A 13,654-nucleotide genomic window follows, 5' to 3' on the forward strand; every position below is an offset into this window, starting at 1 on the left:
AGATCGTAAGGTATTAAGGTGGTTATAGCGTTGGGGATCCACCTCTTCCCATTCCGAACAGAGAAGTTAAGCCCAACCGCGTCGATGGTACTGCGTAAAAGTGGGAGAGTAGATAGCCGCCGTTTTATAAGTCAGTTAAAGCTGAAAGAAAGAGAAGGAGTCAGTCCGAAAGGATTTGACTCCTTTTTTCATATCCAGTAAGCAACAGTCGGTTTTTTGTTAGGGATAGACAGTAGTTAGGGATCATGGCCGCTTGACCGGTTCCCGGGGTCAACAGATTTTCCCGGTGGGCGGTGGGGAGTTCATGAGTAAAGTGTTAACTTTACAGTATGCACCTTCAAGGTTTACTACGAGCTATTCTTTTCGGATGTTCTGATAGACAATTTCGATTCGATGTCGACCGATTTGAAAAGACTGACACCCGTTTTGGCATCTGGCTTGACGAGAAGACAGTTCAGTTTCGCGAGGACAGTACAACAAAGATGTAATTGCCCACGGCTTCGGTGATTACCATATGATTGGAAGAGACAAGGTATTGTTAGGTGACTTGCGGGAAGGTTTCAGAAATACTCGAAAAAATGTCGGGTGCCGACGTTGTACTATCTTAATCCACATCGACACCCGTTAATTGTTGTTTGTTAGATGGTATATTAAAAGGTCTTGGAGCCGACCTTTTGGGTACAATAAATCTATATTAAAGTGTTTTTAAAGTGCAGGTTTCTTTTTCAGGAACTTTTTGCTTAACCACTTTCTTACCGGTTCGTCATAAAGTTTCAGGCAGAGGTAAGCCAAGACGATGCTGCCGGCGTAAACTACTATTGCCATAGGCCAGATTTCGGCTAAAGTATAGAGTTCGTTGTCGATCAGCCAAGCATAGAACAGGTACATGATCGGGTAATGAACAGCGTAGAGCGGATAGGATATGTCGCCTAAGAATTTACATATTTGCGTCGAACGTTTGTCTGTCGTTTTGCCGGAGGCTCCAAGCCAGACAAGAACCGGGAAAATAAGAATGATGCAGGCAGCTTCAAATAACCCGTTGAGACTGATAGGAACAGCGTCTGCCTTTATATAGGGGACACAGAAGAGGATCAACAGAACGATCGAACAAATCCAGAAAGCTCCCCTCATTTGGAATGGTTTGAAGTTGCGGGATAACAGCATTCCTAATGAGAAGGGAAAAAGCATGCGCAAGGAACCGCCGATGAAATTCACGCCGTCGAGGGTCCAGCCCACACCGATCATGTCGTATCCTGAAACATTGAAAAGCGTGAATCCGGCAAGTCCAATCCCTAAAAGGGCGACGAGTACGGTCAATGCTTTAGTGGAAAGACGGTGAATGAAAACGGCGTAAAGGATGTTACCGATATATTCGAAAAAAAGTGACCAACTTGGACCGTTGAGCGGGAACATTTCGCCATTGCCGCGCACTTCATATTTCGCACCGGGCAGGGCGGGAATGAAAAACATTGCACAAAGTGTGGATAACATCACTGCCGAGATTGTCACGTGTTTACCGTCCCACTGGACACAACCTTGTATGAAAAAGGCTATTGTTCCCAATACTACTCCCATGATAATCATCGGATGGAGACGGATCAGGCGGCGCTTGAAAAAGTTGCCGGTCGTCATTGTTTTTCCCAAGCGGTCGTCGTAGGCATAGCCGATTACGAAACCTGAAAGGATGAAGAAAAAATCGACAGCCAGGTAGCCATGATTGATCGTTGTGATAGGAGTTCCTCCGGCTGCAAAAGAAAGACCTTCAAAGATGTGATAAAAAACAACCAGTAAGGCTGCCACCCCTCGCAATCCGTCAAGAAGTTCGTAATGGGGTTTGGTATCCGCAAATGCGGCTGAAGAGATTGTTGTGTCTGACATTGATATTGAATTAGATATTTGTAATATGCGGCAAAAGTATTCGTTTTTTTGGGTAAAAAAATTGTCCTATGTCAAATTCGTCTATCCGTTAGCCCGGAGCCGGCTGAGCGTGGAAAGCCTGATACCCAAATAAGAGGCGATATATCCTAAGTTCACTCGTCGGTATGCGTCCGGAAACTGTTCCTTGAAAGCTTCGTATCGTTCCCGCGCCGACAAGGTCAAATGGTCTTTGTGGCTGCGATGTAAACGTCTGTATTCGTTCTGGTGGATGATTCTTCCCCAATTACACAGTTCGATGTTTGTTTCGAAAAGATGCGTCAAAGTAGCCAACGATATCCGGTAGGCTTCTACCTCTTCCAGTGTTTCGACAAATTCTTCGCTTATCTTTCCGTAATAGAGTTCATCCATACTGAACACAATACTCCCTTCGCCGGCAAACGATGTCGTGACCTCTTCGCCATCTACCAGCCAGAAGGAACGTGTAATTCCTTTCTCGATGAAAAAGGCGGATTTACAATAGGTGTCAGCTTTTATCAACTGATACTTTTTAGGAAAGCGGCAGTAGGTCACATTCTCTTTCAATACTTGAATGGTATCATCGGAAATAGGAAACAAAGAGTTTATTTTATTTAATATATTTGTCATGATGTTACTTTGGCATTGTCTGTCAATCACAAAGATACGAAAAAACCGGTAAAAAACAGTTGGCAACCGGGCAGTAATCATCTCACTGCCTGATTGCCAACCGTCAATTGAATTATTGAACTGTTCCTACAGCCATTCGCTCATGAACGCATCCATCTCGTCTGCATGTGCTTCGAGGCTTTGGAGCAGTTTGAACTGAGCCTTTGTGCGGATCAGGTTGTGCTTCGGGCTGTGGATCTTGTAATAGGTGTCGCCGTTGATGTAGTCGGTCAGGAAACGGACTGTCTGCATATAAGTCAGCAAGCGGCCGCCGTACGGGAGCAACTTGATCTCTGTCGGGGTCAGGAATGACTTGGCTTTTTCCATGTAACCGCGTGTATAGGCTTTGAAGATGTCCATGTTGACATTGACGTTGTCCAGGTTTTCGTCATCTTCCGCACCGGTATTGGCTCCTGTGCGGATGAAGTCACCGATATCCGACAGGACGAAGCCCGGCATGACCGTGTCGAGGTCGATCACGCATAACACCTTGTCGCTTTCGGCATCGAACATCATATTGTTAACCTTCGTGTCGCAATGGTTCGTGCGTTTTTTGAGCTTGCCTTCGCGATAGAGGCGTTCCTGGATACACATGGCTTCGGCGCGTTTTTCGATTTCCTCGATCAAGTCTTTCACTTCGTCCAGACGGCCGGCGGCATTGGCCTTTACTGCATCGTGGAATTGCTCCAGACGGAATTCCATATTGTGGAAGTTCGGGATCGTTTCGCCCAACGTGCCTTCCGGAATGTCGGCCAGCATGGACTGGAAGTCGCCGAAAGCCTTGCCTGCTTCGTAAGACAGTTCAGGGCTGACCTCTTCGTAGCTTTTGCTGTTCGGAATGAATAAACATACGCGCCAATAGCTGTCTCCGTCGAAATAGTACAATTTGTTATCTTTTGTCGGAAGGAAAGTCAGGACTTTGCGGTCGATATCGTTTTCGCCTTTTTCTTCCAGTTTTTTACGGATATGCGAAGTAACGACCTGGATATTGTTCTGCAACATATCCACGTTGGTAAAGATCAAGTGGTTGATGCGTTGCAGCACGTATTTGATTTCGCCTTTTTCGTTTGTTACTTTCAGCGTATCGTTAATGTGTCCGTTTCCGAATGGTTCGGCGGAAACTACTTTCTCTGTGAGCTGGAACTGGTCCAGGATGTTTAGTAATTGTTCTTTCGTTTTTGCCATGGCATTATGTTAATTGATGATTGATAATTGACAATTGAAGATGAAGGGATGCACGGTGCACGACTTCATTTCAATCTTCAGTTACGCACAAAAGTAAGAATATCTTTGTAAATAAAAAACGGAAGTTGCTTTCTTTATCGGTGAATCCCGTATAAAATAAGAAAGGCTATCCAATATGGACAGCCTTTCTTATTCGATATAATCGTAATTGAGAACCGGCAATTACGATTCTCAATTTTCCATTTCCAATTACTTCTTATTGCGGTTACCGTAGCGGCTCATGAACTTATCAACACGTCCGGCAGTATCGACCAATTTAGCCTTACCAGTGTAGAACGGGTGAGAAGTGCTTGAGATTTCGACCTTTACTAACGGATAAGTAACGCCGTCAATTTCGATCGTTTCTTTTGCATTGATAGTAGAACGAGTGATAAATACGTCCTCGTTTGACATGTCCTTGAATACTACAGGACGATAGTTGTCAGGATGAATTCCTTTTTTCATTGCTTTGTTATCTTATTTTTAATTTATACTCTTGTACTTAAGTCTGGTAACCGGTATTTTGGGTTGCAAAGGTATGGATTAGAGTTGAACAAACAAAGAAATTCGAACTATTTTTTCAATCAGGTCTACTTTTGTGTTATTTTATATGCTTAAAAGCATAATGTTACCGGATAGTTGTTATCTTTGTGGGAGATTTCTAATCATTAACGTAATAACATATACAACAATGGTAAATTACAAAGATTTAGGTTTGGTGAACACAAGAGAAATGTTCGCAAAAGCCATCAAAGGCGGATACGCAATTCCGGCTTTCAACTTTAACAACATGGAACAGATGCAGGCTATCATCAAGGCTGCTGTTGAAACAAAGTCTCCGGTAATCCTGCAGGTATCTAAAGGTGCTCGCCAATATGCAAATGCTACTCTGTTGCGTTACATGGCTCAGGGAGCTGTTGAATATGCTAAGGAATTAGGCTGTCCGAATCCTCAGATCGTTTTGCACCTGGATCACGGCGATACGTTCGAAACTTGCAAAAGCTGTATCGACTCTGGCTTCTCTTCTGTCATGATCGACGGTTCTCATCTTCCTTATGAAGAAAACGTAGCTCTGACAAAGAAAGTTGTTGATTATGCTCATCAATTTGATGTAACCGTAGAAGGTGAATTAGGTGTATTGGCAGGTGTTGAAGACGAAGTTTCTTCTGACCACCACACTTATACCGATCCGGAAGAAGTGATCGATTTCGCTCACCGTACAGGTTGCGATTCTTTGGCTATCTCTATCGGTACTTCTCACGGTGCATACAAGTTTACTCCGGAACAGTGCCATATCGATCCGAAGACAGGCAAGATGGTTCCTCCTCCATTGGCTTTCAACGTATTGGATGCTGTAATGGAAAAACTTCCGGGATTCCCTATCGTTCTTCACGGATCTTCATCTGTTCCTGAAGAAGAAGTTGAAACAATCAACAAATACGGTGGCGCTTTGAAGGCTGCTATCGGTATTCCTGAAGAAGAATTGCGCAAGGCTGCTAAATCGGCTGTTTGCAAAATCAACATCGACTCGGACTCTCGTCTGGCCATGACTGCTGCTATCCGCAAGACTTTCGCAGAAAAACCGGCTGAATTCGACCCGCGTAAATATCTGGGTCCGGCTCGTGATAACATGGAAAAGCTGTACAAGCACAAAATTATCAACGTACTCGGTTCTAACGATAAACTCTAATCCCTGTTTACGGGACGAGATAAAAGAAAGGGATGCCCGAAAGGTGTCCCTTTTTTATTTCCTTTTCAGGGGAGCCGGTTGGGAGATGCGCAGGCAACTGACGATTCCGGCAATGACGGCAAACGTCCCCGCCAGGTACAGGCAAGCCTGTGTGCTGTGGTTGGGAACGAGGTTGAACAGCATGGCGACCAGTGTCGCTCCTAACGTCTGTCCCAAAAGGCGGGCCGTGCCGAGCATACCGCTTGCGCCGCCGCTACGATTGGTGGGAGCGGACGAGATGATCGTGCTGTTGTTGGGTGTTTGAAACAAGCCGAAGCCTGCCCCGCAGATAAACAAACGCCAGATAATGTCCATATCGGCAGGATGGGCCGGCAGGGTAGCGAGCAGGAACAGCCCGGTTGCGAATATGCTCATGCCGATTCCGCCTAATATCCCCGGATGGATCTTTTCGACCAGGCGACCGGCTGTCGGAGCCATGATCATGGTTGCCAGAGGCCAGGGAGTCAACAGCAGTCCGGTGGCGACGTCGCTTCGTCCAAGTGTGTTTTGGAGGAAGAAGGGAAGGGAGATCATTGCCAACATCTGGGCCGTGAAGGAGCTGATCGAGGTTCCGATGGAGAGCGAGAAGATCGGTATCCTCATCAGGTCGACAGGAAGTAACGGGAAACGCTGGTGTAGCTGCCGGCGGACAAAGAAATACCCGATTATGCCCAGTGCCACGATCCCGATGATGACCAGGGCGGCGCTTTTCTTATGGGCGATCCCTTCCAACGAGAAGATCAGCAGTCCGAAGGTCAACGCGTTCATCAGGCAACTGACTTTGTCGAAACGTCTGCCATAGACTTTCACCGGGTTGCCGGGCAGGTGGGAGATGCCGATCACCAGAGCGGCGATGCCGAACGGGACATTGATGGCAAACAGCCAGTGCCACGAGCCGAGCGACAGGATAGCCGACGCGATGGTCGGTCCGGCAGCGATCGAGACTGCCACGACAAGGGCGTTTATCCCCATTCCTCTTCCCAAGAATTTTTTCGGATAGATGATGCGCAGCAGAGCCGTGTTCACACTGGTAATGGCCGCTGCCCCGAAACCTTGTAAGATACGGGCCACCGTCAGGGTCCAGAAGGAGCCGGACAGGGCGCAGATCAGGGAGGTGACGCTGAACACGGCGATCCCCGACAAGTAGATGCGCCTATAGCCATAAATATCTCCTAAGGAGGAGAAGGAGAGGAGCGAGATCGTGATGGCCAACTGGTAAGCGTTCACTACCCAGATGGTAACAGAGGGCTCTGTCCCTAAATCGCGTGCGATCGTCGGCAGGGCGACATTGGCGATAGTTCCGTCTATGACGGACATACCGACACCCAATGCGGTGGCAAGTATAGCCCAGTAGCGTTTGGGTAGCGGCAGTCCGTCTGTTTCGTTTACAGTTGTAGCACGATTGGCTGATATCATTTCTTTTGTCTCTTTAATGGATCACTTCCCGTACGGCTTCCAGCATCGGTTCGACAGTCAGCGGGTTGCCGGTTGCTTCCAGCATCCACTCGTTGGGTGTCAGGCGTCCCTGGCGGAAAATGCGTTCGACTTCGGTGGCGAAATCTTTTCCTTCCAAGTATTGGTCAAGCTGGAACTCGATGATCTGTCCGAAGGCATAGGCCGACAAGTATAGCGGGTAGCTGATCATATGTGAGTAAACTGCCAGAACCGTTTCGTCTTTCACGCCGAAAACGGGAGCATAGTATTTATTCCAGATCTCTTTGGACAGGTAGATCGTTGCCTCTTTCAGCTGTCCGGCCGTAGCATCGGGATGTGCATACATCCATTTCCAGACAGAGATGTCCAACATGGAGACGCCGCATATTTCGTACATCGTCCATATCTTGTCCAGGACTTCCATCGCTTTTTTGTCGGGATTGTTGTCTTCGATTCCCAACAGTTCCAAGTCTCGTTTCTGGAAGACGAAAGCCAGCGCTTCGGTAAAAGCCGTGTTGGGGACGCCGCTCAGCATATAATAATCCACATCGTACATGGACAAGGTCTGTTCCACATTGTGTCCGAACTCATGGATGGCAATGTTGTAGCCCTTATAATCCATGCCGGTTTCCGGTATGCGGGTGCGCAGGTGCGATTGCTGTCCCTTCATGGCCGCTCCCCAGGCATGGCCCGAACCGCGGGCGGCATCGACTGTGATCTTGTCGGCCAGGTACTTGGCGCGTTCCGGGGAGAAGCCGGCTTTGACAAGGATGTTCGGCAGGTCTTCGTCCAACGCTTCCGCGTTCGGATAGAGCGTCCGTGTCTTTTCGTCCAGCTTTTTTTCGTCCAGGTTGCTGCGTGCCTTGAAGCCGTCATACCAGATGTCGTAGGCTTCCAGCTTGCGGCCGAGGCGTTTGGCAATCATCTTGCCGACGGATTTCAGTTCCGGAGCGGAAAGGAATTCGTCGAAAAGTTTTTCCACGTCGTCCAGCGAGACTTCCATATCTTCCGAGAACTTCCGGTCAATGTAAGTATTCCCCGTGTATGTGTCTATTTCCTGCATCGCTTTGAAATTGTTCAACATCTTTTGGTAGCGGGTGGTCGATTCGGGTGTTCCGGACACCTGCTTGCTGTCGAGGCTGATCTCGTTTTTGTATGGGTTCCATTCGTATTTGCCGGAGTTGATGACTTCGACCGGAATGTCCTGTGCAATGATCCGTTTCATCACTTCGTAGACCGTGCGCTGTTTGTCGAGGCCCTCTTTCCCTTTGTTGTAGTTGGCTTTGATCTCGTCGCGCAGGTTCCAGTGTGAAAGCAAGATCATGTCTTTAGGAAACAAGTATTCCCCTTTTTTGTTCTCGACGTGTCCCATATAAATGTTGTAGTCGGAGATGTAGATGTCGGCATCGCTCTCTGCGTTTCCGGCGGCTTGCAAGGCTGTTGCCGGGATGCGCTCGGTGAACAGGTCGCCGAGGCGGGCATATGCCCATGCTTTCCGGTCTGCTCCTAACCTGCCTTTTTCTTCCAAGGTATAATGCGGAAAGTTCAGCATGACGATGAAAGCAATCTTGTTTTTATAGAAGTCGTCTTGCAGGTGCGTGCCCGGACTGTAGGAACCGAACTTCTCGTCGATGGCGTGGAGAGGGCCGGTCGGTTGGTGCAGGTTCTTCATCAGGCGCAGGGACATCTCGTTGAAGTGTCCGCTGATGCCTTCCATATAATCGCTGATTTTAAGGAATACCTGTTCTTTTTCGGCAGGATCGGAGATGTAGTTCTTTTCGCAGAATGTTTTGAATTCTTCAGCGTTTCCGTCGGATTCCTGCCAGAGGCGGGCGGCCTGGCAGACTCCTTTCTCGATGGCAGCCTTGTTCCGGCTGTCTTTTGCGACAAGTGACCGGATTGTCGATTGGACGACAGTCGGACTGATCTCTGCGCGACCGTTTAAACAAGCGAGTGTACAAACCAGCATAAGGCAGATGTGTTTAGTTAGTTTCACCATAGTTGTCATATTAATGTATATTAGAATATCCAAGTGTCGGGATGATTGCCCGGATACAAATGTAGGGATAATATTCGTATCTTTGCCTACTGTAAACATGAGTAAGAATAGATGAAAATGAAAAAAAATTGGATTTTGGGAGTTGCCGTTTGTGGCATTTTGTCCATATCGGATGCAGCGTATGGACAATCGATTAAAGATATCTTGAATTCTGCTGCCGTGAAGGATGCCGTAACCGCCGTGACCGGAGGCAAAAAGCTGACGGCGGAAAATCTGGCCGGTACGTGGACATATGTGAATCCGGCCATTCAGCTGGAAGGCGATAATGCTTTGAAAAATGTGGCGGCAAGCGTAGCCTCTTCGGAGATGGAAAAGAAGCTGAAAGAATATTGTGCGAAAGTCGGGATCATCGAAGGAGCATTCAAATATACTTTTAATACCGACAGTACGTTCACAAGCGTTTTGAAAGGCCGTACTTTGAAAGGCACTTATTCTTTCAATGCGGACGATAAGACGATGGAACTGCATTACGGCAAGATCGGAAAGTCCAAACTGACGACGATGACGGCTCATGTCGTTGTTACGAACGACCAATTATCCTTGCTTTTCAATGCGGATAAGTTGCTGGATTTCCTGACGAAACTCTCCGCCGTTTCCAAGAATACGACTTTGCAGACGCTTAATAAGCTGGCAAGCCAGTATGACGGGATGATGATGGGGTTCGAGTTGAAAAAGTAGGGAGGCCGGAAGTAGAGCCGCAAAGCGGCTCTCTTGCTATGGCCGGTGCCGGGTCTTTTTTTATGGCTTGCTTCTTTTGTATTCGTCTACTATTTCCAATAGCTTTGCACCATAGTTTTCAACGATCTTTTTCCCGATTCCGGGGATTCTGAGAAGATCGCGTCCACTGACGGGCAACGTGTTGACTACGCCGATCAGTGCTTTCTGTTGCAGGATGGTGTAAGGAGGAAGACCTTTTTCGGTTGCCAGTTCATAGCGCCAGTGTTTCAGGTTGGCATATAATTCCGGATATTTGATGTCGGTCGAAATCGCTTCTTTCTCCTGTTTGGCAGATTTTTCGGTCTTTCTGCGGGTCGGGGCTTGCGTCTGTTCGATGCTCGCCTTCGCTTTTGCCGACAAATAACCGGATATCGTGAATCGCTCTTTGCATCCTTCCAGGACGGCCAGTTTGACGCGAAGGTCTTCGTCCCATTTGTCCAATGCGCTCTTGACCGTTTTACGGATCTCCTTATTATCTATTTCCACCTCCGACGCTTCCTGCAAAGGCGTGCAAAGACGGTCTATCTGTTCCAAAAAATAGGAAACGCCTTTCCGGACGCGATCCTGTATCATTCCGTCTTTGAGATAGTCCGGATTTCCGCTTATCATCCGTTTCAGTTGCTGGATGAAACGTTCTCCGACATCCGTGACTGTAGACCGGAATGTGTCGCGGGTGTTAGAATATTGGACGCTTAGTTCCGGATAAAGTTTCTGCAGGTTGCCATACACGACAAAAGCGGCATATTGGATACGCTGTTGCAGGTTGTTGAAATCGAAAAGTTCGCAGATCAGTTCCGTGAAATACTGTTGCTGTGCGGCCTGCATTTGTTCTTCGCCCGGTTGGCGGTTGCCGACCGAAGAGGTGAATTCCTGAATCCGGTAATCGTTGATCATGGCATTGCGGGTAATCGGGCTGCTCAGCACAAGCCCTTCCAATGTCTTGCAACGGCTCAGTGCGACATACACTTGCCCATGCGAGAATGCGGCCGAGGCGTCGATGATGGCATGTTCGAAGGTCAATCCCTGGCTCTTGTGTATGGTGATCGCCCAAGCGGTTTTCAGCGGATACTGGTTGAAGGTCCCGGAAATGGTTTCGGTGATTTCCTGTGTTTCGGGGTCGATCGTGTATTTCACATTGTTCCAGGTTTCCTTTTCGACTATGATTTCGTTTCCTTCTTGGTCAACCACTGTTATTTTGCTGGGATTGATAAAAACGATCTTCCCGATCTTCCCGTTATAATAACGTTTTTCAGAAGAAGAGTCGTTCTTGACGAACATGACCTGTGCACCGCATTTCAGAGTCAGCTTGTCGTCGGTCGGATAAGAATATTCAGGGAAATCATGATTGATTTCAGCCGTAAAAGTATAAGTCTGACCGGGAAGTTCCGCCAGTTTGCGGTTGTTGATCTGCTGCGCCTGATAGTTATGTGTCGTAAGCGTGATGTAGCCCGACTGTTCAGCCGGCAGGAAGTTGGGAATATAGCGTTGGTTCAGCTGTTGCAGAGTCTCATCGTCGAAACGGTTTTCACGGATATTATTCAACAAGTGGATGAAATTCGTGTCGCTCTGGCGGTAGACATGTGTCAGCTCTATGCAGTAATAATTACTTTCCGATAGGGCTTTGCTGTCGAAAAAGAAAGTGGACGGATAGTGCTCTTTCAGCAGATTCCATTCCTCGTCTTTGGCGACAGGAGCCAACTGCTGCAAATCTCCGATAAGCAGTAGCTGGACACCGCCGAAAGGTTTGCTGCGGTCTTTGTAACGTCGCAAGACATCGCTGATCGCATCCAGCAAGTCCGCACGCACCATACTGACTTCGTCGATCACCAGCAGGTCCATGCTGCGGATGATATTGATCTTGTCCTTGCGGAATTGGTTCTTGAAATCTTTTTTACCGCCCTGATATTCCGGTGAAGAGGGAATATAGGGACCGAATGGCAATTGAAAGAAGGAGTGGATCGTGACACCCCCGGCATTAATGGCAGCTACCCCGGTTGGCGCTACAACGATCATTCGTTTGGGAGAAACCTCTTTCAACCTTTTTAAAAAGGTCGTTTTGCCCGTTCCGGCTTTTCCTGTCAGAAAAAGATTGGTCCCAGTGTTCTGCAGTAAGTTGAAGGCGAGGTCAAACTGTTGGTTTGTTTGCATGGCGAATTTGTAATATTGTTAGTTCTCACAAAATTAGGAAAAATATTAGAATCGCCAATATATAAGAGGGAAAACATGCCTCTTATACAACCAATGCCGCAATGAACTGGATGAAGAGGATCAGGAACACCATCGCGATCGGATAGACCGTCGCATAGGCGATGCTGGGAGCGGAACTGTCGCTCATCGAGTCGGCGGCGGCAAGCCCCGGCGTACTGGTCATGCCGCCGGCGATCGTCCCGATCAGGTCCAGGATATGGATCTTGAATACGAAATAGCCGAACAGGACAGCCACGACCATCGGTACTATCGTGATCGCCATACCGACTCCGAACAATGTCCACCCGCTTTCCTGGAAGGTCGATACCAGGTTGACGCCGGCGGATGTCCCGACCTCGGCGAGGAACAGCAACAGGCCGATCTGGCGAAGCAACTGGTTGGCGGAACCGGACATGGACCAGACGATCGGCCCCGTCTTGCCGATTGCGCTCAGGACAAGCGCGACGATCAGGATACCGCCTGTCAGGCCGGGCGAGAAGGAGAAAGAGTCCGAAAACGAAATATTCAGTTTTCCGAACAACACTCCGAGCACGATACCGGCGGCAATCGGGAAGAAGTCCGTGTCGGAAAGTTTCTTCTCGTCGTTTCCGAACACCTGTCCCAGTTCCTTGATGTCTTCTTTTTCTCCGGCGACCATCAGCTTGTCACCGAATTTCAGCAACAGGTCCGGTTCGGGCGAGAGGTCGATCCCGCTTCGGCGTACGCGGGTGACGGTGCAGTTGAACGTGCTTTGCAGGTTCAGATACCCTAAACTCTTGTTGATAACGTTCTTGTTCGTCACCAACAGCGATTGCAATTCCTGCGTGCTGCCGAAAGGAAGGTCGTTCTCCACACGTTCGCCGACGAGGAGTGCCAGTTGTTCCAAGGACTTGTCGTTGCCGACAGCCTTGATCAGGTCTCCTTCATGCAGGATGGTTTGCGCTACCGGTATGCTGGTCAGGTTGTTATGTTTCACACGGGAAATGACGGCGCCTGTCATGGAACGGAGTTGCAACTGGGCCAGCGTTTTCCCGAATATATTGGCATGGGTGATGCGGTAAGTCGCCGTGTGCAACGGAGGATATTTCCCTTTCCGCTGTGCTTCGAGCGCTTTCGCTTCGGCGACAAGGTCCTTGTGCAGCAGCTTCGGCAGTAATTTTATGAAAAGTATCACCCCGATCACTCCGAACGGATAGGCGATACCGTAGGCGATCGAGGCGGAGGAGGAATGCGTGCTGTCGATCGCGACGGCAAGACCCGGCGTACTGGTCAGCGCTCCGGCGATCAGTCCGACGAGGCTCGGCGTATCGATTCCGACCACATATTTAAGTATCAAACCGGTAAGGCTGGCGGAACCGACAATCAGAAGCGTCAGTATGATCAGCGTTTTCCCTTTCGAACGGAAGGAGTCGAAGAAACCGGGACCCGCTTGTATGCCGATGGTGAAGATGAACAATACCAAACCGAAATTTCCCAGTTCCTTAGGAATGATTACCCCGAAATGCCCGAACAGGAGAGCGATAAAGATAACGGCTGATACATCGAGCGAGAGGCCTTTGATCTGTATTCTGCCCAACACGAACCCTAAGGCGATAATCAGGAACAAGGCAAAATAAGACGATTGAAGCAATGTTTCAAACATGTCAAATAGTTTTGTTGTGAAGATTTATGTTTGCAAAATTACACTTTTCTGTCTGCATAGGCAATCCCCTGGCGAGATTTCTGTTACCTTTGCATCCGAA

Annotated in this window: 10 protein-coding genes and 1 rRNA gene; 3 read left to right on the top strand and 8 right to left on the bottom strand. The window is 48.4% G+C overall.

The annotated features are described in order from the left end of the window. Window positions 1–14 precede the first annotated feature (14 nt). Window positions 15–125: ribosomal RNA gene (rrf, locus tag ACW6QF_RS07390) — 5S ribosomal RNA — on the top strand. Window positions 126–705: 580 nt separating this feature from the next. On the opposite strand, the gene ACW6QF_RS07395 is transcribed toward rrf, so the two are convergent. The 4 genes from ACW6QF_RS07395 to ACW6QF_RS07410 all read right to left on the bottom strand — a co-directional run bounded on the left by ACW6QF_RS07395 (window position 706) and on the right by ACW6QF_RS07410 (window position 4,251). Further along, window positions 706–1,878 (bottom strand): acyltransferase family protein, encoded by a 1,173-nt coding sequence (locus tag ACW6QF_RS07395; protein ID WP_298553226.1) that lies wholly within the window; start codon window positions 1,876–1,878, stop codon window positions 706–708. 81 nt (window positions 1,879–1,959) lie between these two features. Next, window positions 1,960–2,523: a Crp/Fnr family transcriptional regulator gene (locus ACW6QF_RS07400; protein ID WP_298553227.1), complete on the bottom strand. Its 564-nt coding sequence runs from the start codon at window positions 2,521–2,523 to the stop codon at window positions 1,960–1,962. 126 nt (window positions 2,524–2,649) lie between these two features. Next, entirely contained in the window at window positions 2,650–3,747 is a 1,098-nt protein-coding gene (locus tag ACW6QF_RS07405) for a phosphotransferase enzyme family protein (RefSeq protein WP_456087334.1), read from the bottom strand. A 249-nt stretch (window positions 3,748–3,996) separates the two neighbouring features. Beyond that, window positions 3,997–4,251 carry a type B 50S ribosomal protein L31 gene (locus tag ACW6QF_RS07410; RefSeq protein WP_008150452.1) on the bottom strand — a complete coding sequence of 85 codons (255 nt, stop codon included), beginning with the start codon at window positions 4,249–4,251 and terminating at the stop codon, window positions 3,997–3,999. 226 nt (window positions 4,252–4,477) lie between these two features. Here ACW6QF_RS07410 and ACW6QF_RS07415 point away from each other — a divergent pair, with 226 nt between their 5' ends. Next, the gene (locus tag ACW6QF_RS07415) at window positions 4,478–5,476 is read left to right on the top strand and encodes a class II fructose-bisphosphate aldolase (protein ID WP_298553229.1); all 999 of its coding nucleotides are present in this window, start codon (window positions 4,478–4,480) and stop codon (window positions 5,474–5,476) included. A 54-nt stretch (window positions 5,477–5,530) separates the two neighbouring features. On the opposite strand, the gene ACW6QF_RS07420 is transcribed toward ACW6QF_RS07415, so the two are convergent. Continuing rightward, window positions 5,531–6,931 (bottom strand): MFS transporter, encoded by a 1,401-nt coding sequence (locus ACW6QF_RS07420; protein WP_456087335.1) that lies wholly within the window; start codon window positions 6,929–6,931, stop codon window positions 5,531–5,533. A 13-nt stretch (window positions 6,932–6,944) separates the two neighbouring features. Further along, window positions 6,945–8,918, bottom strand: a complete 1,974-nt coding sequence (locus tag ACW6QF_RS07425; RefSeq protein WP_456087409.1) for a hypothetical protein — start codon at window positions 8,916–8,918, stop codon at window positions 6,945–6,947. Window positions 8,919–9,065: 147 nt separating this feature from the next. Between ACW6QF_RS07425 and ACW6QF_RS07430 the strand changes: the two genes are divergently transcribed. Beyond that, entirely contained in the window at window positions 9,066–9,686 is a 621-nt protein-coding gene (locus ACW6QF_RS07430) for a DUF4923 family protein (RefSeq protein ID WP_298553232.1), read from the top strand. A gap of 60 nt (window positions 9,687–9,746) precedes the next feature. Here ACW6QF_RS07430 and ACW6QF_RS07435 read toward each other — a convergent pair whose 3' ends face one another. Both ACW6QF_RS07435 and ACW6QF_RS07440 read right to left on the bottom strand, forming a co-directional pair. Further along, the gene (locus tag ACW6QF_RS07435) at window positions 9,747–11,873 is read right to left on the bottom strand and encodes an HRDC domain-containing protein (RefSeq protein ID WP_456087336.1); all 2,127 of its coding nucleotides are present in this window, start codon (window positions 11,871–11,873) and stop codon (window positions 9,747–9,749) included. 82 nt (window positions 11,874–11,955) lie between these two features. Continuing rightward, window positions 11,956–13,554, bottom strand: coding sequence for an aspartate:alanine exchanger family transporter (locus ACW6QF_RS07440; RefSeq protein ID WP_298553234.1), 1,599 nt, complete (start codon window positions 13,552–13,554; stop codon window positions 11,956–11,958). Window positions 13,555–13,654 lie beyond the last annotated feature (100 nt).

This window comes from Parabacteroides sp. (genome assembly GCF_977054455.1).

What these genes read in the sequence shown, in the direction of transcription:
- ACW6QF_RS07395 (WP_298553226.1), bottom strand. Translation starts at nt 1,878, where the DNA reads ATGTCAGACACAACAATCTCTTCAGCCGCATTTGCGGATACCAAACCC.
- ACW6QF_RS07400 (WP_298553227.1), bottom strand. Translation starts at nt 2,523, where the DNA reads ATGACAAATATATTAAATAAAATAAACTCTTTGTTTCCTATTTCCGAT.
- ACW6QF_RS07405 (WP_456087334.1), bottom strand. Translation starts at nt 3,747, where the DNA reads ATGGCAAAAACGAAAGAACAATTACTAAACATCCTGGACCAGTTCCAG.
- ACW6QF_RS07410 (WP_008150452.1), bottom strand. Translation starts at nt 4,251, where the DNA reads ATGAAAAAAGGAATTCATCCTGACAACTATCGTCCTGTAGTATTCAAG.
- ACW6QF_RS07415 (WP_298553229.1), top strand. Translation starts at nt 4,478, where the DNA reads ATGGTAAATTACAAAGATTTAGGTTTGGTGAACACAAGAGAAATGTTC.
- ACW6QF_RS07420 (WP_456087335.1), bottom strand. Translation starts at nt 6,931, where the DNA reads ATGATATCAGCCAATCGTGCTACAACTGTAAACGAAACAGACGGACTG.
- ACW6QF_RS07425 (WP_456087409.1), bottom strand. Translation starts at nt 8,918, where the DNA reads ATGCTGGTTTGTACACTCGCTTGTTTAAACGGTCGCGCAGAGATCAGT.
- ACW6QF_RS07430 (WP_298553232.1), top strand. Translation starts at nt 9,066, where the DNA reads ATGAAAAAAAATTGGATTTTGGGAGTTGCCGTTTGTGGCATTTTGTCC.
- ACW6QF_RS07435 (WP_456087336.1), bottom strand. Translation starts at nt 11,873, where the DNA reads ATGCAAACAAACCAACAGTTTGACCTCGCCTTCAACTTACTGCAGAAC.
- ACW6QF_RS07440 (WP_298553234.1), bottom strand. Translation starts at nt 13,554, where the DNA reads ATGTTTGAAACATTGCTTCAATCGTCTTATTTTGCCTTGTTCCTGATT.